This is a genomic window from Pseudomonas sp. GYB4201 (genome assembly GCF_056312595.1).
In genome coordinates this window covers 95,610-116,063 of sequence record NZ_JBWGIG010000018.1, presented here as the reverse complement: position 1 = coordinate 116,063, position 20,454 = coordinate 95,610, and the positions used below count along the sequence as shown (strand labels likewise).

Here is a 20,454-nt window from a genome sequence, read left to right as displayed (position 1 = left end):
TCAGGGAGTGCTCAGGAAATTATCTGCCAGAAGCCGTTCTGCTTGGCGGATACACAAGCGCGCAGGCGTTTGATGCGAATGTGCGAGGAAGGGCCACAAAGGCGAAGATAAGCCAAATGCATAATGCCCCTCCCCGTAGCAGCTGCCGCCAGGCTGCGTCCGGCGGCATCACGAAATAACGACCTAGCGGAACGCCGGCACCACGTGCTCGATGAACAGCTTCAGTGACTTCTTCTTCTCTTCATGGGGCAAGCTGTTGTCACACCAGAAGCTGAACTCGTCCACCCCCAGTTCCTGGTAATACTTGATCCGCGCAACGATCTCTTCCGGGGTGCCGATCATGGTGTTCTTGCGGATGTTCTCCAGTTGGAACTCCGGGCGCTCGGCGAATTTTTCTTCCGGGCTTGGGTCGAGGAAGCCGTTCACCGGGGTGGTCTTGTTGCCGAACCAGGCGTCGAAGGTGCGGTAGAAGCGCGAGATGGCCTTGGCGCCGACCTGCCAGCCGTCCGGGTCGTCCTTGGCGTGCACGTGGGTGTGGCGCAGCACCATCAGTTGCGGGCGCGGGATGCTCGGGTTGTTGGCCAGCGCGGCTTCGAACTTGTTCTTCAGGTCCACCACTTCCTCGTCGCCTTTCATCAGCGGCGTGACCATGACGTTGCAGCCATTGGCCACGGCGAAGTTGTGCGAGTCAGGGTCGCGGGCAGCGATCCAGATCGGTGGGGTACGCACTGGTTTCGGCACGCTGGTGGAGGTGGGGAATTTCCAGATCTCGCCGTCGTGGGCGTAGTCGCCTTCCCACAGCTTGCGCACCACCGGCACCATTTCCCGTAGGGCGTTGCCGCCGCTGCTGGCGGGCATGCCGCCGGCCATGCGGTCGAATTCCACCTGGTAGGCGCCGCGGGCCAGGCCCACTTCCATGCGGCCGTTGCTGATGACGTCCAGCAGGGCGCATTCACCGGCTACCCGCAGCGGGTGCCAGAACGGCGCGATGATGGTGCCGGCGCCCAGGTGAATGGTGGTGGTCTTGCCGGCCAGGTACGCCAGCAGCGGCATCGGGCTAGGCGAAATGGTGTATTCCATGGCGTGGTGTTCGCCGATCCAGACGGTGCTGAAGCCGCCTTTTTCGGCCATCAGGGTGAGCTCGGTCAGGTCCTCGAACAGCTGCCGGTGGCTGACTTGCTCATCCCAGCGTTCCATATGCACGAACAGGGAAAACTTCATGACGCGTACCTCGGATCTTTTGTTTTTGGCCCGCCGAAAGTGGGCCTGATGCTGTGGGAGCGCCAAGGCGCTGCGGTCGTATTATTGGTATACCATAATACCAATAATCTGCAATGTCTTTATGCGAAGGCGGGCAGCGCGCCCATCTTGCCGCGGCAGTACACCAGCGGGGTTGGGCCCTGTTCAGGGACCACCAGGTTCTTCACCGCGCCGACCATGATGGCGTGGTCGCCGCCTTCGTATTCGCGCCACAGTTCGCACTCGATGATGGCCACGGCGCCCTTGAGCAGCGGGTTGCCCAACTCGCTCAGGGTCCACTCAAGGCCGGCGGCCTTGTCCTTGCCCTTGCGCGCGAAGGCGTAGGCTTCGGCCTGCTGCTGGCCCGACAGCAGGTGAATGGCGAAGCGCTTGTTCTTGATCAGCACGGGGTAGGAGTCGGAGCTGTAGTTGGGGCAGAACAGCACCAGCGCCGGGTCCATGGACAGCGAGCTGAAGGCACTGGCGGTGAGGCCCACGACCTGGCCGTCGTCGTCCAGGGTGGTGATCACGGTCACGCCCGAAGGGAAGGAGCCCATGACGTTTTTGTAGACGGTGGCGTCGATCATTTGGTGTTCCTCGGTAGGCAGCGGCTGAATTGGTTTTATGCCGCTTTGTTGTCTGATGGTATGCCAAGTTTTCGCTTGTGGAAAGCTTGGAATACCATAATATGGTCTTCGTTCTGGAGGCCGTCGATGAACGGCCCCCGAATTGCATTTCCATACAAAGACAAGAACAGAGAATCGAGTGCATCCATGTCCCAGAAGACCGAACAGACGCAACTGATCGAAAACCATACGGTGGATTACGTGCCGTTAGCTGAGCGCCATGGGAAGGCGCGCGATCTCTTTACCTTGTGGTTCAGCACCAACATCGCCCCCCTGCCGATCGTGACCGGGGCCATGGTGGTGCAAGTGTTCCACCTCAATTTGCTGTGGGGGCTGATCGCTATCGTCCTTGGCCACATGATCGGCGGGGTGGTGATTGCCCTGGCCTCGGCCCAGGGCCCGCGCATGGGCATTCCGCAGATGGTGCAAAGCCGCGGGCAGTTCGGGCGCTACGGCGCGCTGCTGATCGTGTTCTTCGCGGCGATTATCTACGTGGGCTTCTTCATCTCCAATATCGTCCTGGCAGGTGAATCGATTCACGGCATCGTCAATGCCGTGCCGCTGCCCGCCGGCATCATCATCGGCGCCCTCAGCGCCACCGCCATTGGCGTGATCGGCTACCGCTTTATCCACACCCTCAACCGCATCGGCACCTGGGTGATGGGCAGCGCGCTGCTGGCCGGCTTCGTGATGATCTTCAGCCACGACCTGCCGCTGGACTTCTTCAGCCGTGGCGCCTTCAACCTGTCGGGGTTCCTGGCCACGGTGTCGCTGGGCATCATCTGGCAGATCAGCTTCTCGCCCTACGTGTCGGACTATTCGCGCTACCTGCCGGCGGATATCGGCATTGCCCGGCCGTTCCTGGCCACCTACGCCGGTGCCTGCCTGGGCACCATTCTGTCGTTCAGCTTTGGCGCGGTGGCGGTGCTGGCAACCCCCGAAGGCACCGAGGCGATGGCGGCGGTGAAGCAGGCCACCGGTGGCCTGGGGCCGATATTGATGGTGCTGTTCCTGCTGAACATCATCAGCCACAACGCCCTGAACCTGTATGGCGCCACGCTTTCCATCGTCACCTCGATCCAGACCTTTGCCGGCAGCTGGACGCCGAGCATCAAGGTGCGGGTGGTGCTGTCGGCCGTGGTGCTGACGGGCTGCTGCTTCATGGCGCTGGGCGCTTCGTCGCACTTCATCTCGCACTTCATCGGGTTGATCCTGGCGCTGTTGCTGGTGCTGGTGCCGTGGGCGTCGATCAACCTGATCGACTTCTACCTGATCAAGCGTGGCAGCTATGACATTGCCTCGATTTTTGCCGCCGATGGTGGCGTGTATGGGCGGTTTAACCCCCATGCGATCGTGGCGTATTTCATTGGCATCCTGGTGCAGTTGCCGTTCGCCAATACCTCGCTGTATGTGGGACCGTGGGCGAACGTGATCGATGGGGTCGACCTGTCGTGGCTGGTGGGGTTGGTAGTGACTTGCCCGCTGTACTGGTGCCTGGCCACCCGCGGCCATCAAGCCCAAGCCGCAAAGCTTGCGTATAGCGAATGACCCATGGGCGTTGCTCCCTCTGACGCCATCGCGGCCAAGGCCGGCTCCTACACAGTCCGAGGTAGGAGCCGGCCTTGGCCGCGATGCAGGCAACGCGATTCCGGCATGAAAAAGGCGCCTGTTGAGGCGCCTTTTTTGTGGGTGGGATCAGGCTCAGTGCGCGCCGGCCGCCTTGTTCAGGTCGCCTTCGGCCCACTCGGTGTACACGCACGCATCGGCCGTGGCCCAGCGCACTCGCACCGGGTCACCGGCCTTCAGCGGCATGCCCGCGGCGCTCAGCGCCTTCACGGTCATGGCGGTGCCGCCGGCGGTGATCACGCTGCAGGTCTGGCTTTCGCCCAGGAACAGCACCTCGGTGACTTTCGCCGCCACCTCGTTCCAACCCGCCTGCAACGGCTCGCTGGCCGCCTGGGCCACGCTCAGGGCCAGGGCTTTCTCCGGGCGCACCATCAGCAGCACGTCCTGGTCGGTGCGCAGGTTGGCCGTGAGGCGAATCGACAGCGGTTGGTTTTCGAAGGTCGCGGCCGCGTTGCCCTGGGCCTTGAGCTTGAGGAAGTTGGAATTGCCGAGGAACGACGCCACGAAGGCGTTCGGCGGGTTCTGGTAGAGGTCGTAGCCGGTGCCCAGGCCGACGATCTTGCCGTGGCTGAAGATGGCGATGCGCTGGGACAGGCGCATGGCCTCTTCCTGGTCGTGAGTGACGTAGACGATGGTGATGCCCAGCCGGCGGTGCAGCTGGCGCAGTTCGTCCTGCAGGTCTTCACGCAGCTTCTTGTCCAGCGCGCCGAGCGGCTCGTCCATCAGCAGGATGCGCGGCTCGTACACCAGTGCGCGGGCGATGGCCACCCGTTGCTGCTGGCCGCCGGACATCTGCGACGGCCGCCGGTGGGCGAAGGCTTCCAGCTGCACCAGCTTGAGCATGGCGTCTACGCGCTTCTTCACCTCGTCCGCCGAGTGCTTGCGGATGCTCAGCGGGAAGCCGATGTTGTCGCGTACAGAGAGGTGCGGGAACAGCGAATAACGTTGGAACACCATGCCGATGTCGCGCTTGTGTGGCGGCACGTTCACCAGCGACTGGCCGCTGACCAGAATCTCGCCGCTGCTGGGCGTCTCGAAGCCGGCCAGCATCGACAGGGTGGTGCTCTTGCCCGAGCCGCTGGAGCCCAGGAAGGTGAGGAATTCGCCGTCCTGGATATCCAGGGAAATGTTATCCACAGCGGCGAAGTCGCCGTAGTGCTTGTTCAGGTTGCGCAGGCTGACCAGGGTTTTGCCTGGCTGGGCGGTTTCGTTGATCACGGCACTCATTTGACTACTCCCAGACGCATTTCATTGCGCCGACGCAGGGCGGCGGCGATGACCATCACCATGACTGACAGGGCGATCAGCAGCGTCGAGGCGACGGCGATCACCGGGGTCAGGTCCTGGCGCAGGGTGGTCCACATTTTTACCGGCAGGGTTTGCAGGGTAGGGCTGGCCATCATCACGCTCAGCACCACTTCATCCCACGACACCAGGAAGGCGAACAGGCCGCCGGCCACCATGCCCGGGCGGATGCCGGGGAAGGTCACCTTGAAGATCGCCTGCAAGCGCGAGGCGCCGCAGATCACCGCGGCGTCCTCGATGGACTGGTCGAAAAGCTTCAGCGAATTGATGATGGAAATGATGGTGAACGGCAGCGCCACGATCACGTGGCTGACCACGAAGGCGAACAGCGTGCCGGTGTAGCCCAGCTTGAGGAACAGCGCGTACACCGCCACGGCGATGATCACCAGCGGCACGATCATCGGCAGGGTGAACAGCCCGTAGAGCATTTCCCGGCCGGGGAACTTGCCGCGCACCAGCGCGAAGGCGGTGGGCAGGCCCAGGGCCACGGCGAAGAAGGTGGTGAGTATCGCCACCTTCAGGCTCGACACGGCGGCGTCCATCCAGTCGGCGTTGGAGAAGAACTGCACGTACCACTTCAGCGTCCACCCCGGTGGCGGGAACACCAGCCACTGGGACGAGCCGAACGACAGCAGCACGATGAACACGATGGGCAGCAACAGGAACAGCGCGATGATGCCCGTGGTGGTGTACAGGCCGACACGCAGGCGCGTGCTCATGGCATTGGGGGTCAGCAGCATGTCGGCTTACCTCGCGTTGCTGGAGCCGACCGGGCTTTCCGGTTGCAGCTTCAGGTAGAAGTAGAACAGCACCAGGGTGATGACGATCAGCAACGCCGCCGCCGCGCTGGCCAGGCCCCAGTTGAGGAACGACTGCACCTGCTGGACGATGAACTCTGGCAGCATCATGTTCTGCGCACCGCCCAGCAGCGCCGGCGTCACGTAGTACCCCAGAGACATCACGAACACCATCAAGGCCCCGGAGAACAGCCCCGAGCGGCAGAGCGGCAGGAACACCTTGAAGAAGTTGGTCCAGGGGCTGGCGCCGCAGATGGCACCGGCCTGCAGCACCATCGGGTCGATGGCCTGCATGGTGGCCTGCAACGGCAGCACGATGAACGGGATCATGATGTAGCTCATGCCGATGACCACGCCGGTGAGGTTATGCACCATCTCCAGCGGCTGGTCGATGATGCCCACGGCCATCAGTGCCTTGTTGATCACCCCGCTGGCCTGCAACAGCACCAGCCAGGAGTAGGTGCGTGCCAACAGGCTGGTCCACATCGACAGCAGCACGATGTTCAGCAGCCAGCGCCCCCAGCCGCGCGGCACCAGGGTAATCACCCAGGCCAGCGGGAAGCCCAGCAGCACGCTGAACAGGGTCACCAGGCCCGCCACCGAGAAGGTGTTGAACAGCACCCGGGCGTAGGCCGAGTTGGCGAACAGCTCCTGGTAATTGCCCAGGCCCGGCACCGGCTCCAGCACGCCGCGCAGCAGCAGGCCGATCAACGGTGCGAAGAAGAACAGGCCCAGGAACAGCAGGGCCGGCAGCAGGTTGCGGCTGCCGCGCCAGCGTTGGGCCAGGGTCGGTGTGTTCATGGCAGGCGCCTTGCCGTGGGGTGCGCCGGCAGCGCTGGGGGCGCTGTCGGTGCCGTGACGGTGGGAAGCCGCCGTCATCTTCATTTGACCAGCCATTCGTTCCACCGTGTCGCAATAGCCGGGCCGTTTTTGGCCCAGTAGGCGAAGTCGAGGGTGATCTGATCCTTAGCGTAGGCAGTGGGCAGGTTGGGCGCGAGTTCAGGCTTGAGCAGGCTCACGCTGTCCTTGTTCACCGGGGCATAGGCGGTGAGGTTGGCGAAGTCCGCCTGGCCCTTGGCCGAGCTGGAATTGGCCAGGAACTTCATCGCCGCGTCCTTGTTTTTCGAGCCCTTGGGGATGACCAGGAAATCGGCCATGACCAGGTTCTGTTTCCAGCTCACGCCCACCGGCGCGCCGTCCTGTTGCAGGGCGTAGACGCGGCCGTTCCAGAACTGGCCGAGGCTGGCTTCACCCGAGGCCAGCAGCTGCTGCGACTGCGCACCGCCGCCCCACCAGACGATGTCTTTCTTGATGGTGTCGAGTTTCTTGAAGGCGCGGTCCAGGTCCAGCGGGTAGAGCTTGTCGGCGGGCACGCCGTCGGCCAGCAGCGCCAGTTCCAGCACGCCAGGGCTCGGCCATTTGTACAGGGCGCGCTTGCCGGGGTAGGTCTTGGTGTCGAACAGGGCGGTCCAGTCCTGGGGCTTGCCGGCGCCCAGCTTGCCCTCGTTGTAGCCCAGCACGAAGGAGAAGTAGAACGAGCCCACGCCGTGGTCGCCGACGAAGCGCGGGTCGAGCTTGTCGCGGTCGATGACCTTGAAGTCCAGCGGTTCGAGCAGGCCTTCGGCAGCGGCGCGCAGGGCGAAGTCGGCTTCTACGTCCACCACGTCCCATTGCACGTTGCCGCTGTCGACCATGGCCTTGAGCTTGCCGTAGTCGGTGGGGCCGTCCTGCACCACCTTGATGTTGGCAGCCTTGCTGAACGGCTCGGCCCAGGCGGCTTTCTGCGCGTCCTGGGTGCTGCCACCCCAGCTGACGAAACTCATGCTGTCGGCGGCAAATGCAACGCTCGTGGATACGGCCAGAATGCCGGCGGCGAGAACCGCGGTAGCACCTTTGTTGAACACCATTTGTACGCCCTCATTTGTTGTGTTTTGAGCGGGCTGTAGCAACGCCCGCCTTTCGGGAGCAGTGGGTCCAGGGGGACCTGGTAATGGTCGACCGCGTCAGGGCTTGTTGTTTGTGCTGTCCCTGGCGGGCGCACCTGACACATTCTTTCGGTCTACTGGAATATCATATTATGGTATTCCAAGATTTGTACAAGAGTTTCGCCTTACCGGCTATCGCTGGACGCGGCCTGTGGCCGCTGCTACAGGGGCCGTGTCCCTACCGTCACCCGGTAAACGGAATGCTTTCCACCACCTCCAGGTCATAGCCCGTCAGCCCCGCATACTTCAGCGGCGGCCCCAGGTGGCGCAGCTTGCCTACGCCAATGTCCTGCAGGATCTGCGCGCCGGTGCCCACCTCGGAATAGATCCGCGACTGCGAGCGGCTGTACTGCCGCGGTGGCTGGGTGAGGTGCGGCACGCGTTCCAGCAGCGCCTGGGACGATTCATGGTTGGCCAGCACCACCACCACGCCACGGCCTTCCTCGGCCACCCGTTGCAGGGCGGCCCACAGGGTCCAGTTGCTGGGGCCGCTGTACTCGGCACCGACCAGGTCGCGCAGCGGGTCGATCACGTGCACGCGCACCAGGGTGGGGTCGTCGCGGCGGATGTCGCCCATCACCATGGCCATGTGCACGCCGCCTTCGATACGGTCCTCGTAGGTGACCAGGCGGAAGGTGCCGTGCACCGTGGGCAGGTCGCGTTCGCCGTTGCGCACGATGGTGTGCTCGGTGCTAAGGCGGTAGTGGATCAGGTCGGCGATGGTGCCGATCTTGATGCCGTGCTTGCGCGCGAACACTTCCAGGTCCGGGCGGCGGGCCATGGTGCCGTCGTCGTTCATCACCTCCACGATGACGGCAGCCGGGGTGAAGCCGGCCAGGCGCGCCAGGTCGCAGCCCGCCTCGGTGTGGCCGGCGCGGGTCAGCACGCCGCCTTCGCGGGCGCGCAGGGGGAAGATATGCCCCGGCTGGACGATGTCGTTGGCGCTGGCGCCAGCGGCCACGGCGGCCTGGACCGTGCGCGCGCGGTCGGCGGCGCTGATACCGGTCGTCACCCCGGTGGCGGCCTCGATGGACACGGTAAAGGCAGTGGCGAACACGCTGCCGTTGGCCGGCACCATCTGCTCAAGACCAAGGCGTTGGCAGTGTTCGTCGGTCAGCGTCAGGCAGATCAGGCCACGGGCTTCGCGGGCCATGAAACTGATGTCGGCGGCGGTGCAGCGGTCGGCTGCCAGCAGCAGGTCGCCTTCGTTTTCTCTATCCTCATCGTCGACCAGCAACACCATCTTGCCCTGACGGAAGTCCTCGATGATTTCTTCGGTGCTATTGAAGGCCATGTGTTGTCTCACTATGACTGGCAGGCTGTAACGTTATTCTGGTATACCATAATACAACTTGAGTCGAAACTGTCGAGGTAGTAATGAAGGCTTACTGGATCGCCCAGGTCGATGTCACCGACCCCGAGCAATACGTCGAATACACCCAGCGCGCGCCCACGGCCTTTGCCCTGTATGGGGCAAAGTTTCTGGCGCGGGGCGGGCGCAGCATTGCCATGGAAGGACGCGAGACGCCGCAGCGCAGCGTGGTCATCGAGTTTCCCTCGTACCAGCACGCGATAGACTGCTACAACTCGCCGGAATACCAGCAGGCCAAGGCCCACCGCCAAGGGGTGGCCACGGCTGAAATCATCATAGTCGAGGGGTACCCGCTGGGGGACGACGACGCGGTGTAGTCAGCGGATGAAGTGGATCTTGCCGCTGTCGTCGTTGCCCATGTAGATGCCGTAGACCCCAGCCTGGCGTTCCTCGATATAGCGTTCGAGGATCTGCCGGATGGCCGGATAGTAGATGGCGTCCCAGGGGATTTCGTCCGGGGCGAAGAAGCGGTAGTCGAGGGTTTCCGGGCCGAAGGCGCCGGTGATCTCTACGGCGATGGCGCGGAAGATGATGTACACCTCGCTGATGCGCGGCACGCTGAAGATGGAGTAGGGCGAGACGATGTCGGCGCGCACGCCGGTCTCTTCCCACACCTCGCGCACGGCTGCCTGCTCGGTGGTCTCGCCGGCCTCCATGAAGCCTGCGGGCAGGGTCCAGGTGCCGGGGCGCGGCGGGATGGCGCGCTGGCACAGCAGGTACTTGCCGTCCTGCTCGATGATGCAGCCGGCGATGATCTTGGGGTTGATGTAGTGGATGTAGCCGCAGCCCGTGCACATCAGCCGTTCATGGGTGTCGCCGGCGGGCACCTGGTTGGCCAGGCTGGCGGCGCCGCATTGCGGGCAGAAGCGCGGGCTGGGCATGATCAACTCCCTATGCGGGGTTCTTTCTGGACGATGGGGGTGGCGATGTCACGCAGCTTGCTGGTGTCGTTCTGCTTCAGGCGCAGGTAGTCCAGGGCCACCTTGGCGGCGGCGCGCACGTGGTCCACCGAAGCCTGGTGGGCGGCCAGCGGGTCGCCGCTCTTGATGGCGGCGACGATGCGCTCCATCTCTTCATTGGATGCGCCGCGGCGGTTTTCCTGGGACACCGAGGTGGCACGCAGGTAGCTGATACGCGCCTGCAACTGGCGCAGCTGGGTGGCGGCGATGTGGTTGCCCGAGCCTTCCAGCAGCACGTCGTAGAAGCCTTGCACCGAGTCCAGCACCTGGGTCAGCTCGCCTTCGTTGAGGGCCTTGCGGTTCTCGTCCAGGGCTTTTTCCAGGGCGCGGATGTCCTTGGCCTTGGCGTTCAGGGTGAACAGCTGCACGATAAGGCCTTCGAGCACGCAGCGCAGCTCGTAGATGTCGCGGGCGTCTTCCAGGGTGATGATGGCCACGCGCGGGCCCTTGGCGTCGGCGAACTCCACCAGGCCTTCGGATTCCAGGTGGCGCAGGGCTTCACGCACCGAGGTGCGGCTCACGCCCAGGCGTTCGCACAGGTCGCGCTCCACCAGGCGGTCGCCGGGCAGCAGCTGGAAATTCATGATGGCGCTGCGCAGTTTATCCAGCACGATTTCGCGCAGGGTGACCGGGTTGCGATTGACCTTGAAGCTGTCGTCGAGGGGCAGGCGTTTCATCGGGTCCGCTCTGATTAGTTGTGGGGGTACCTCAGGGCCGGAATGCGGGCCGGACAAGGGCCGAAAATCATGGGCGAGTTTACCATGCGAATGCCACGCAACGTAGCCGCTGCCATTAGGCTGCGCTGGCCGGGTGCCTCGCTGGAGATCTCGCGTGAACGTGAGGGCCAGCGCAGCCTGGCGGCAGCGGCTACGGGTTGTGCGATCGCCACAAGAGTCAGGTGATGGTGGGGAGGGCGCCCAATTTACCCTTGTGGTACACCATCGGCGTCACCGGCTCGGTGGGCAGGATCAGGTTTTTCACCTGGCCGACGATGATGGCGTGGTCGCCGCCGTCGTATTCACGCCACAGCTCGCACTCGATAATCGCCGTGGCCTTGGCCAGCAGCGGGTTACCCAGCTCGCTCAGGTGCCACTCGATGCCGGCGGCCTTGTCCTTGCCCTTGCCGGCGAACGCGTAGGCCTCGGCCTTCTGGTCGGCCGACAGCAGGTGAATGGCGAAGCGCTTGCTGTCGCGCAGCACCGGGTAGGTGTCGGAGGCGTAGTTGGGGCAGAACAGCACCAGCGCAGGCTCGATGGACAGGGCGCTGAAGGCGCTGGCGGTGATGCCGACGATGCCGCCGTCCGGGCCCAGGGTGGTGACCACCGTGACGCCGGAGGGGAAGGACGCCATTACTTCTTTGTAGATGCCGGGTTCGATCATGGCAGCGGGTCTCTTAACGCATCACGAAGGGGTCAGGCATGGGCGCCTGGGAGAGGTTGATCCATACCGTTTTCAGCTCGGTATAGGCCAGCACCGAATCGATGCCGCTCTCGCGGCCGTAGCCGCTGTTCTTGAAGCCGCCGATGGGCGCCATGGCCGACACCGCGCGGTAGGTGTTGACCCAGATGATGCCCGAACGCACGTCGCGGGCCAAACGGTGGGCGCGGCCCAGGTCGCGGGTCCAGATGCCGGCGGCCAGGCCGAACTGCGAGTCGTTGGCGATGGCCAGCGCCTGGGCCTCGTCCTTGAAGCGGATGACCGAGGCCACCGGGCCGAAGACTTCTTCCTGCATGATCTTCATCGAGTTGCTGTCGCACTCGAACAACGTCGGCTCGTAATACCAGCCGTCGCTGCCGGTGTCGGCGCGCTTGCCGCCGGTGCGCAGGGTGGCGCCTTCGGCGATGGCCGCGGCCACCAGGCCTTCCACCACGGCCAGCTGTTGCGCAGTGGCCATGGGGCCCATCTCGCTGGTTTCATCCTGCGGGTTGCCGATGCGAATGCGCTGGGCACGTTCCACCAGGCGGGCGACGAATTCGTCGTAGATCTCGTCCTGCACCAGCAGGCGCGAGCCGGACACGCAGCTCTGGCCCGAAGCGGCATAGATGCCGGCTACGGCGCCGTTGATGGCGCTGTCCAGGTCGGCGTCGGCGAAGATGATGTTCGGCGACTTGCCGCCCAGCTCCAGCGACAGCTTGGCGAAGTTCTCGGCGCTGCTGCGCACCACGTGGCGGGCCGTGGCGGCGCCACCGGTGAAGGCGACTTTGCGCACCAGCGGGTGGCGGGTCAGCGCCGCGCCGGTGCTGGGGCCGTAGCCGGTGACCACGTTGACCACGCCCGGCGGGATGCCGGCTTCCAGCGCCAGGCGCGCCAGCTGCAGGATGGTCGCCGAGGCGTGCTCCGACGGCTTGAGCACGATGGTGTTGCCGGCGGCCAGCGCCGGGGCCAGCTTGATGGCGGTGAGGTACAGCGGGCTGTTCCACGGAATGATGCCGGCCACCACGCCCATGGGCTCGTGCACGGTGTAGGCGAACAGGTCGGGCTTGTCCAGCGGCAGGGTGCCGCCTTCCAGCTTGTCGGCAAGGCCTGCGGTGTAGTGGAAGAACTCCGGCAGGTAGCCCACCTGGCCGCGGGTCTCGCGGATCAGCTTGCCGTTGTCGCGACTTTCCAGCTGCGCCAGCTGTTCCTTGTTCTCGGCAATCAGGTCGCCCAGGCGGCGCAGCAGCTTGCCCCGCGCGGTGGCGGTCAGGCCGCGCCAGGCCGGGCTTTCAAAGGCTGTTTGCGCCGCTTGCACGGCGCGCTCCACATCGGCTTCGTCGGCGTCGGGCAACTGCGCCCAGGCTTGGGCGGTGGCCGGGTTGAGGCTGTCGAAGGTCTTGCCGGACAGGGCATCGACCCATTGGCCATCGATGCACATCTGAAAACGTTCGAGCGTCATGCAACTATCCCCTTGGCTGGGTTCTGGGTAACGAGCGCGTGGGCGAGGAAGTCCAGCAGCACCTGGTTCACCAGGCGCGGCGACTCTACCGGCATCATATGCCGTTGTTCGTCCAGCACGGCAACCTGCGCGCCGGGAATGCGCTCGGCTAGTTGGCGGGCCATCAGCGGCGTGGAGCCGGGGTCCAGCTCGCCGGTGGCGATCAGCGTCGGCACCTGGATATTGGCCAGGTCGTCGGCGCGGTACATGTCCTGGGTGGCGAACAGTTCGTAGGTGGTGAGGTAACCTTGGGGGTCATTGCTGGCCAGGGTCTGGCGGATGGCGGCGATCTGCGCCGGGTTGGCCGCCTGGTACTCGCGGCTGAACCAGCGCGACAGGGCCGCCTCGGCGTTGGCGTCCGGGCCGTGTTCGGCGGCCTGGGCGGTGCGCGCGATCACGCCGGCACGCTGTTCGGCGCTGCGGTTGAACACGCTGTTGAGCACCACCAGCCCCGACAAGCGGGTGGGGTGGTGCAGGGCAAAGGCGCGGGCCACCAGGCCGCCCATCGAGAAGCCGATGACGATGGCCTGGGGGATCTGCAGGTGGTCGAGCAGTTCCAGCAATTGATCGGCATAGCCGCCCAACGGCGTACCGCTGGCCGGGCGCGGGCTGGCGCCGTGGCCCAGCATGTCGTAGGCGATGACACTGTAATGCGGCGCCAGGCCGACAATCTGCCCGCCCCACATTTCTTTGTTCAGGCCCACGCCGTGAATCAGTATCACCGGGTGGCCTTGGCCGGTCGCCAGGTAACTGGTGCCGGCCGGGGTAGTTTCAGCGGTAGGCCGAATCATGGAACGCTCCTGCAAGCCTTAATTGTTTTTTTCAGCGGCCAGTTCTTCGAGGTCGATGTAGCGGTTGCCGATGCGCGGGTGCAGGCGGCCACCGTTGGCGGCGCCCAGCACCACCACGATCTCGTCGGCGCGCGGGGCGTCTTCGATCTGCATTTCCAGGGTGATGTAGTGCGAGCGCAGGCCTTCGTCATCCTTGTGCATCATCGGGATCTGGATGGAGGTGCCCGGGCCGCCGCGCTTGTTGGTGAAGCTCAGGTAGCTCTTGGCCTTCACTGCTTCGCGGTAGTGGTTGCCGAAGCGCAGGGTGTGGATTACCGCGGAGGCGTGTTCAATCTCGCCGTCGGCGCCCACCACGGCAGCCTTGCCGTAGGCCTCGATCTTGTCGGCGCCACCGATGGCAGCGGTCAGGCGCTCGACCATCAACGCGCCCAGCTCGGAACAGTTGGCCTTGATCACCGGCTTCAGGTCTTCGACGAAACCGTTGCCCACCCAGGGGTTCTTGATCACCACGGCCAGGCCGACCATGGTTACCGGCTTGTCAGTGGCCTTGCCGCCTTCGATGAGGGTTTCCTCGGTGTAGCTGACGATCTTGCGGATTTCGAAACTCATGGCCTGCTCCATTTTATGGATGGGATTGGTGTTGTTGTATGATGGTATACCATAATATTCTGCGTGCAAGCCCCTTTGTGCAAGGTGAGGGCAGGGCGGGGCGACAAAAGGTATTCGGTATGCCAGAAGATGACATTCCAAGAATCATAGCGCAGGAGGCGGGGGGACAAGAAGGAGCAGATGGGCGGGATAGATCCCGTAGCAGCGGCCGAAGGCCGCGTCACGGTAAACGCGGGGGTGTCTGGAAGTGCGCGGCGTGTGGTGTGGGAGCAGATGGGCGGGATAGATTTCGTAGCAGCGGCCGAAGGCCGCGTCATGGTAAACGCGGGGGGTGTCTGGAAGTGCGCGGCGTTTGGGGACGCGGCCTTTGGCCGCTGCTACGGGGGTGGTTGCGTTAGCGAATTACGCCTTTTAGGTAGTCGTACAGCCCATCCGCCACCTTGATGTAGCCTTCCTTGGTGAAGTGCACCAGGTCCGGCCGCGCCAGGTCCTGGGCCTGCCAGCTGTTGATCGAGCAGTCACCGCCCATGAACGCCTGCCAGCTCCAGTACAGCGTGCGGTTCTGGCTGGCCACGCGTCGCTGCGTGTCGATCACCCCGTGCAGGCTGCGCGGCAGGCGCGCCTGGCAGCCGCTGGCGCCCTTGTTCTTGATCGAGTCCGACGCGCCGACAACCAGCAACACCGTGCCCGGCAGCGCCTGGCGCAGTTGCTGGATGCGCTGGTTCTGTTGGCTCTCGTACAGGCCCAGGTCGAGGTCGTCGTCGAAGGCTTCGTTGGTGCCGTAGGCGATGATCAGCAGGTCAGGCTTGAGCGCCTTCAAGGTGTCCAGCCAGCCGGGCTGCCACTTGTCCACCACGCTGAACTGCGCGCCGTTGATGCCCAGGGTCGAGAACACCACGCCGCTGTTGTTCTGGCCCAGCACGTTCCAGCCGCCCACGGCCAGGTTCTGGCTGCTGGCGAAGGTCAGGTCCAGCGGCAGCGCCAGGTTGCCGATGGCCGGGCTGAAGCGCCACTGGCCATTGGTCGCCGGTAGCGGGCGCGCTGTTTGGGTGTAGTCGTCGCGCGCCTGCAATGTGTTGTTACTGCCGGCCTGGTACAGGGTCGAGACCCGGTAGCGCAGGTCAGTGGGCGGCGTGGGCTCCAGATGCACGTGGGCGCCGGCGGTCTGCGGCACCGACAGGTAGCCGCCCAGCGGGAAGCGGTCGCTGTGCTGGTTGCGCGCCGAGGTCAGCGCCCACTGGCTCTTGGCCGCGGTGAGGCGCACCTGGTCATAGCGGGTGCCCGGCACCGGCGTGGCGGAGATAAAACCGATGCCGCCGTTGCCGTAGTCCTGCTGGAAGCGCGTGCGCAGCTCGCCGGTGAGCAGGTCGGCGGCGGTGTGCGAGTCGCCCAGCTGCACGATGGTGACCGCCTGGCGCTGGGCGTTCTTCAGCTTGTTCTGCAGCAGCCGCAGGTTAGGCTCGGCGTCGGCGGCCTTGTTCACCCGCACCACTTTCGCGGGGCTTGGCGCGGTTTGCGTGGCGACGGCCGAGACCGGGCTGCAGCCGCTCAACAGCAGGGCGCTCAGCAGCGTCATGGGGCCAGGCAGTCGGTTCATTCAACGCTCCGTTAAGTCATGGGTCTGGACATTGATCAGCGACATCACGCGCTCCGCGATCAGCTTCTGGCCAGTGGTGGTGAAATGGATGCCGTCATCGACACGGGTCTTGACCTTCTTGCCGTCGGCGCTCTCCAGGTAGGGCGAGAACGCGTCGTCGTGGTAACCCAGCACGTCGTTGGCCGACAGGTACAGCTGGCCGTAGTGCTCGGCCTCGCTCTTGTACAGGTCGCGCAGGTAGGCCATGGCAGTGGACAGCTTGTCCTTGCGCATGTTCGGTGGGCCTACCCAGATCACCTGCACGTGGTGGGCCTTGGCCAGTTCGAAGATGCTTTCCACCCGCTGGCGGTAGGACGCTTCCCAGTCGGCGCTATGGAAACGCAGGAACGGCTTGCCCTTGGCCACCGGCATGTCCCACGGGTCGTTGGGGCCCAGGAACACCACGATCAGGCGGATATTGGCGTTGGCCTGCAGGGTCTGCTGCACCGTCAGTGGCCAGTTGAAGAAGCCCGGGTAGGCAAGGCCGGTGCTCTGCTTGCTGAGGTTGACGCTGTTGATCTTGTAGCGCTTGAGCAGGGTGTTGGCCATGTGCGGCGCAACGCCCTGCATCAGCGAGTCGCCGACGAAGAACACCTCGTCGCTGGTGCTGAGGTTGGCGATGGTCAGCGGCGTGATCTTCACCGGCTCCGGCGTTTTTACTGCCGGTACCACTACGGGCATGGGCACTGGCTCAGGCACCGGCTCCGCTTCGGCCACCACCACCGGAGCCGGCGGCGGGGTGTCATCCAGGCGTGCGAAAAACGCCGTGCGGGCGTCGTCCATGGCCTCGGTCAATTGCGCGCCCGCGCTCCACGCGAGGTTGTCGCCCAGGCCCGGCACGCTGCAGTCGGCGTGGTATTTCTGCTGGCAGTACAGGCGCACGGAGGTCTGGTTCAGCCACAGCAGAATCACCGCTGCCACCACCAGCCCGGCGGCCACCTGCAACGCCTTGATGAACTGGCGGGCCACCACGTTAGAAGCTTGCATAGATGAACCCCGGCACGCCCGACGGTGAGGCAAAGATGACCATGGAAATGAACACGCCCAAGGGCACCGGGTACACCAGCCAGGGTATGTGCTGGCTGGCGGCGAACGCCTTGCGCAGGCTGCGCACCAGCCAAGGGTAGGCGGCCACCAGTGCCAGGCAGGCAAGGATGCCGCCCCACGGCCCCTGGGCCACGCCGCTGAACGACAGGTGGGTGAGGCCGGCCAGCATGTCCTGGGTGTCTTCCAGGGTGGCGCTGCGGAAAAAGATCCAGGCGAACGCCACGTAGTGGAAGGTCAGCAGCCGCGCCAGCAGGTCGGCGCCCGGCCAGCTGCGCTCACCCGGGAAGGCGCGGCTGTACAGTTTGTAGACGATCAGCCCCAGCCCGTGCAGCGCGCCCCAGATCAGGAAGTTGACGCTGGCGCCGTGCCATAGCCCGGAGATCACCATGGCCGCGAACAGGTTCAGGTTGCTGCGCCAGAAGCCGCGGCGGTTGCCGCCCAGGGGGATGTAGACGAAGTCGCGGATGAACTTCGACAGGCTGATGTGCCAGCGGTCCCAGAATTCCTTGAGGTTGCGCGCCAGGTACGGGTAGTCGAAGTTGCGCGGCAGGCGGAAGCCCAGCAGCAGGGCGATGCCGGTGACCAGGTTGGTGTAGCCGCTGAAGTTGAAGTAGATCTGCAGCGAGTAGCCGTAGATGGCCAGCAGGATCTGTTCCGGCGAGAAGCCGGTGGGCGTGTCGAACACCGGGTCCACCCAGTTGTTCGCCAGCCAGGTGCTGAACAGGAACAGCTTCACCACCGCCAGCGCCACCAGGCCCAGGGCCCGTTGCGGCTCCAGCACCTCGCGCGGCGCCGTGGGGCGGATCTGCGGCAGCAGGTGCTCGGCGCGGTTCACCGGGCCGGCGATCAGGCTGGGGAAAAACGCCAGGTACAGCGCCAGGTCCAGCGGCGTCGCCGGCTTCAGCGTGCCGCGGTTGATGCCCATCAGGTAGCTGACCGAGTGGAAGATGTAGAACGACATCCCCACCGGCAGCAGCACTTCCATCAGCGGCAGCGCCACATCCAGGCCCATGGCCTGCAAGCCCTGCTGCGCGCCACTGACGAAGAAGTCCTGGTACTTGAAGAAGTAGAAACAGCCCAGCACCAGCGCCAGGATCGCCCCATAGGTCAGCCGCCGGCCAGGGTAGCGCGCGCTCAGCTGCCCCAGCCCGAACACCGCTGCGGTATAGCCCAGCAGGATGTACAGGAAGTTCAGGTTGAAGCTGGCCAGAATCCCGTAGCTGGCCGTCAGCAACAACAGGTTCTGCACGCGCAGGCTGAAGTTCAGGCACCAATACAGCAGGAAAAATACAATGAAGCAGAGACCGAATTCGATCGAAAAGTAGCTCATCAACGTAGTCCGTTACGCAGTCTGCGGCAGCAGGAGGGGCGCGTTTTCAAGCGCTGGGCCGCAAATCAGGGCGCGGATTATGTCAGAGCGCCATCCCCGCCAACAAGCCGACCTTCGATGAACTTTCGTGCTGGTGGTTGGCGTTTTTGTCCGACATTCCGACATGCGGCAGCCTTGTCGAAAACCATTTTTCCGACCTTTTGCTAGGCTTTTCCTTTCAACCAAAGGAGGTGGTTATGGACCGCTCAAACAGTGATCGTTCACGTATGGCCGCTATGGATAGCGCAGTGGTCAGGGAAAATCTGTACCAGGAATGGGACAGCGGGGAAGTGATAGAACAGCCATGGGGCACCGCGCGCGGAGGGGCAGCAGGCTACCTGCGCCATGAAGCCGGGTACAACATGGAAGAGGAAGAAGAGGAAGAGTAAGGCTTGAGCAAGGCGGTGGTGGCAGGTGGTTGGTCACCGCCGCTGCTTTGGCTGCAAGGTCATGCCGGCTGCGGCCGCCAGAATCAACACCCCGCCAGCGTATTGCCCCACTGACAGGCTGTGGCCCAGCGCCAGCCGGTCCACCAGCACCGCCACCACCGGGTAGATAAACGACAGCGCGCCGACCAGGGCTGTCGGAGTTTTCTGCAGCGCCCCGTAGAGTAGTGTCGACATCAGTCCCGTGTGGATCAGGCCGATGGCCAGCAGGCAGGCCCAGGCACCGGTCGGCCCAGTGGGGCGGGCGGTGGAGGTGATGGTCATTTAGCAGGAATGAAGCAGGGCATTTCCGACGGGTTTGAATGAATTTTTTCCGGCGGAAATTGAGCCTCCTCGCTAATGTGTTTCAGGGCGATTCGCTGGCTGGAAATTGCGGGTGGTTCGTTGCACAGTTCTCCAAGGCCCAACGCATTTAGGCGAAACCATGGGCCATGGAGAAATCTGTGATCATGAATTTGCGCTTGATAAGGCTGATGTTTTCGGGCGGCATCGTTGGCCTGGCAGTAGCCGGCTGGGCTGGGGTGGATACTTCGCAGGGCATGGGCATGACCTTGGCCTGCATTGGGGGTGCAGTAGCGGCGTTTGCGGCCATCAAGCTAACGGCACGTTGATGTCCATTACGGTATCCACGTTGCTGGAACACTGGACGCTGGATTCCTGGAGCGTGGTAACCGGCCTCTGCAGCGTAGTGCTGCGGTGGGGACAGCAAGGGTGGCGCATCCATAAGGATGAATGCGTATTTGCATTTCTGAACGGCACGACGATCGCCCCTTTCGTTGTGCTGGCAATTTCTGCGTTTAGCCCGGGCATGCTGGCCTTGGCGATGACAACGAAAGGCGCCATGGCCATGGCAGGGTGCGTCGGTCTCTTTTTTGTGTTGAGCGAGACCCTGGCGCCGAAGGGCCTGCGCCGCAAGCCTGCCGAACCGGTGTAGCAGCGGCCGCAGGCCGCGTCCTTGGCGCCGCGCATACACCGGTAAAACGCGGTGCCTGCCTGACGCAGCCTGCGGCCGCTGCTACGGGGCTACATGGCTTTCCAGTGCACGTTCACTGCCTGATGCTTGCCTGTACTCAGGTCGACCGGGGTGCGCATTTCATGGCCATCCAACTGCGACACCACCTGGTACTTCCCGGCGGGCAGCTGCACCAGCAACATCGGCCCCACATCATCCACGCTCAATAGCTGCTTGCCCTGGGCGTTCTGAATGCTGACCTTGATGCCTGACTCATACTTGTTGTCCGCCCCTGCGGAGAACGTCAGCTGCAGGCTGTAGCCGTGCTCTTTCTGGATGGCACACGACTCATCGATGCCAATGCCGCCGGACATATACGCGACGCCGTTCTGGTTCATCGGCTCCAGGTGCACCCCGGCAGGGTCCACCGCTTCAGTGCAGGCCGCCTGCACCGGGCCGCAGGCCAGGCCTGCCAGAATGACGCCGGACAGCGTGAGTAATCGCAACGCTTGCATGATCACCACTCCCGAGCCCACGCAGGGCTCCGTCTAGACGATGCCACCTGTGAATCCAGTGCCGTGGGCGGTGGCAGCAGTTGGCACCGGTTACTTGGTTAAGACTGCGGGCGGGGGGCGATTGTTCGAAGGGCGGTGGTGATAAACGGTAAATGGAAGCGCAGTGCTGATGCACGACGCCCGTAGCAGCTGCCGCAGGCTGCGTCTGGGGCAATGGGGTGTTCCTGGAAATGCGCGGTGCTTGCTGACGCGGCCTGGTGGCCGCT

Annotated in this window: 22 protein-coding genes and 1 pseudogene; 5 read left to right on the top strand and 18 right to left on the bottom strand. The window is 64.1% G+C overall.

Annotated features, from left to right (window positions below):
• Positions 1–183 precede the first annotated feature (183 nt).
• Both AC0Z2B_RS18440 and AC0Z2B_RS18435 read right to left on the bottom strand, forming a co-directional pair.
• Positions 184–1,221, bottom strand: coding sequence for an LLM class flavin-dependent oxidoreductase (locus AC0Z2B_RS18440; RefSeq protein ID WP_473005292.1), 1,038 nt, complete (start codon positions 1,219–1,221; stop codon positions 184–186).
• Positions 1,222–1,340: 119 nt separating this feature from the next.
• Entirely contained in the window at positions 1,341–1,826 is a 486-nt protein-coding gene (locus tag AC0Z2B_RS18435) for a flavin reductase family protein (protein ID WP_416422329.1), read from the bottom strand.
• 186 nt (positions 1,827–2,012) lie between these two features.
• Here AC0Z2B_RS18435 and AC0Z2B_RS18430 point away from each other — a divergent pair, with 186 nt between their 5' ends.
• Complete coding sequence (locus AC0Z2B_RS18430) at positions 2,013–3,413, top strand: purine-cytosine permease family protein (protein WP_476298541.1); 1,401 nt, start codon at positions 2,013–2,015, stop codon at positions 3,411–3,413.
• A 153-nt stretch (positions 3,414–3,566) separates the two neighbouring features.
• Here AC0Z2B_RS18430 and AC0Z2B_RS18425 read toward each other — a convergent pair whose 3' ends face one another.
• The 5 genes from AC0Z2B_RS18425 to ribBA form a co-directional block, all read right to left on the bottom strand.
• Complete coding sequence (locus tag AC0Z2B_RS18425; protein WP_416422331.1) at positions 3,567–4,718, bottom strand: ABC transporter ATP-binding protein; 1,152 nt, start codon at positions 4,716–4,718, stop codon at positions 3,567–3,569.
• Entirely contained in the window at positions 4,715–5,536 is an 822-nt protein-coding gene (locus AC0Z2B_RS18420; RefSeq protein ID WP_476298539.1) for an ABC transporter permease, read from the bottom strand. The genes AC0Z2B_RS18425 and AC0Z2B_RS18420 overlap by 4 nt, the downstream gene beginning before the upstream one ends.
• A gap of 6 nt (positions 5,537–5,542) precedes the next feature.
• Complete coding sequence (locus AC0Z2B_RS18415; RefSeq protein WP_476298537.1) at positions 5,543–6,490, bottom strand: ABC transporter permease; 948 nt, start codon at positions 6,488–6,490, stop codon at positions 5,543–5,545.
• On the bottom strand, positions 6,475–7,500 hold the full coding sequence (locus tag AC0Z2B_RS18410) for an ABC transporter substrate-binding protein (RefSeq protein WP_476298535.1): 1,026 nt from the start codon (positions 7,498–7,500) through the stop codon (positions 6,475–6,477). Before AC0Z2B_RS18410 ends, AC0Z2B_RS18415 begins: the two co-directional genes overlap by 16 nt.
• Positions 7,501–7,762: 262 nt before the next feature.
• A complete protein-coding gene (gene ribBA, locus AC0Z2B_RS18405; RefSeq protein ID WP_476298533.1) occupies positions 7,763–8,872 on the bottom strand; it encodes a bifunctional 3,4-dihydroxy-2-butanone-4-phosphate synthase/GTP cyclohydrolase II in 1,110 nt (369 codons plus the stop codon).
• An 83-nt stretch (positions 8,873–8,955) separates the two neighbouring features.
• Between ribBA and AC0Z2B_RS18400 the strand changes: the two genes are divergently transcribed.
• Complete coding sequence (locus AC0Z2B_RS18400; protein ID WP_416422336.1) at positions 8,956–9,267, top strand: DUF1330 domain-containing protein; 312 nt, start codon at positions 8,956–8,958, stop codon at positions 9,265–9,267.
• Here AC0Z2B_RS18400 and AC0Z2B_RS18395 read toward each other — a convergent pair whose 3' ends face one another.
• The 9 genes from AC0Z2B_RS18395 to AC0Z2B_RS18355 form a co-directional block, all read right to left on the bottom strand.
• A complete protein-coding gene (locus AC0Z2B_RS18395) occupies positions 9,268–9,831 on the bottom strand; it encodes an NUDIX hydrolase (RefSeq protein ID WP_416422337.1) in 564 nt (187 codons plus the stop codon).
• Positions 9,832–9,833: 2 nt separating this feature from the next.
• Entirely contained in the window at positions 9,834–10,586 is a 753-nt protein-coding gene (locus AC0Z2B_RS18390) for a GntR family transcriptional regulator (RefSeq protein WP_416422338.1), read from the bottom strand.
• 217 nt (positions 10,587–10,803) lie between these two features.
• The gene (locus tag AC0Z2B_RS18385) at positions 10,804–11,289 is read right to left on the bottom strand and encodes a flavin reductase family protein (RefSeq protein WP_475507164.1); all 486 of its coding nucleotides are present in this window, start codon (positions 11,287–11,289) and stop codon (positions 10,804–10,806) included.
• Between the two features lie 13 nt (positions 11,290–11,302).
• A complete protein-coding gene (locus AC0Z2B_RS18380; protein ID WP_473005296.1) occupies positions 11,303–12,784 on the bottom strand; it encodes an aldehyde dehydrogenase family protein in 1,482 nt (493 codons plus the stop codon).
• Complete coding sequence (locus AC0Z2B_RS18375) at positions 12,781–13,614, bottom strand: alpha/beta fold hydrolase (protein ID WP_416422341.1); 834 nt, start codon at positions 13,612–13,614, stop codon at positions 12,781–12,783. The genes AC0Z2B_RS18380 and AC0Z2B_RS18375 overlap by 4 nt, the downstream gene beginning before the upstream one ends.
• A gap of 18 nt (positions 13,615–13,632) precedes the next feature.
• Positions 13,633–14,223, bottom strand: a complete 591-nt coding sequence (locus tag AC0Z2B_RS18370; RefSeq protein WP_416422342.1) for an amino acid synthesis family protein — start codon at positions 14,221–14,223, stop codon at positions 13,633–13,635.
• Positions 14,224–14,617: 394 nt separating this feature from the next.
• Positions 14,618–15,820, bottom strand: coding sequence for an SGNH/GDSL hydrolase family protein (locus AC0Z2B_RS18365; RefSeq protein ID WP_476298530.1), 1,203 nt, complete (start codon positions 15,818–15,820; stop codon positions 14,618–14,620).
• Positions 15,821–16,846, bottom strand: a complete 1,026-nt coding sequence (locus AC0Z2B_RS18360) for an SGNH/GDSL hydrolase family protein (protein ID WP_476298528.1) — start codon at positions 16,844–16,846, stop codon at positions 15,821–15,823.
• Positions 16,833–18,236: an MBOAT family O-acyltransferase gene (locus AC0Z2B_RS18355; protein ID WP_476298526.1), complete on the bottom strand. Its 1,404-nt coding sequence runs from the start codon at positions 18,234–18,236 to the stop codon at positions 16,833–16,835. Before AC0Z2B_RS18355 ends, AC0Z2B_RS18360 begins: the two co-directional genes overlap by 14 nt.
• 236 nt (positions 18,237–18,472) lie before the next feature.
• Here AC0Z2B_RS18355 and AC0Z2B_RS18350 point away from each other — a divergent pair, with 236 nt between their 5' ends.
• Complete coding sequence (locus AC0Z2B_RS18350; protein WP_416422346.1) at positions 18,473–18,664, top strand: hypothetical protein; 192 nt, start codon at positions 18,473–18,475, stop codon at positions 18,662–18,664.
• A gap of 33 nt (positions 18,665–18,697) precedes the next feature.
• Here AC0Z2B_RS18350 and AC0Z2B_RS18345 read toward each other — a convergent pair.
• A pseudogene (locus AC0Z2B_RS18345) lies at positions 18,698–18,961 on the bottom strand (DMT family transporter); the annotation flags it as partial.
• Between the two features lie 203 nt (positions 18,962–19,164).
• On the opposite strand from AC0Z2B_RS18345, the gene AC0Z2B_RS18340 reads away from it, so the two are divergent.
• Together AC0Z2B_RS18340 and AC0Z2B_RS18335 are read left to right on the top strand one after the other, a co-directional pair.
• Entirely contained in the window at positions 19,165–19,332 is a 168-nt protein-coding gene (locus AC0Z2B_RS18340) for a hypothetical protein (protein ID WP_473005300.1), read from the top strand.
• Positions 19,332–19,655: a hypothetical protein gene (locus tag AC0Z2B_RS18335; RefSeq protein ID WP_473005301.1), complete on the top strand. Its 324-nt coding sequence runs from the start codon at positions 19,332–19,334 to the stop codon at positions 19,653–19,655. The genes AC0Z2B_RS18340 and AC0Z2B_RS18335 overlap by 1 nt, the downstream gene beginning before the upstream one ends.
• An 89-nt stretch (positions 19,656–19,744) precedes the next feature.
• On the opposite strand, the gene AC0Z2B_RS18330 is transcribed toward AC0Z2B_RS18335, so the two are convergent.
• Complete coding sequence (locus AC0Z2B_RS18330; protein WP_416422350.1) at positions 19,745–20,188, bottom strand: hypothetical protein; 444 nt, start codon at positions 20,186–20,188, stop codon at positions 19,745–19,747.
• Positions 20,189–20,454: the final 266 nt, after the last annotated feature.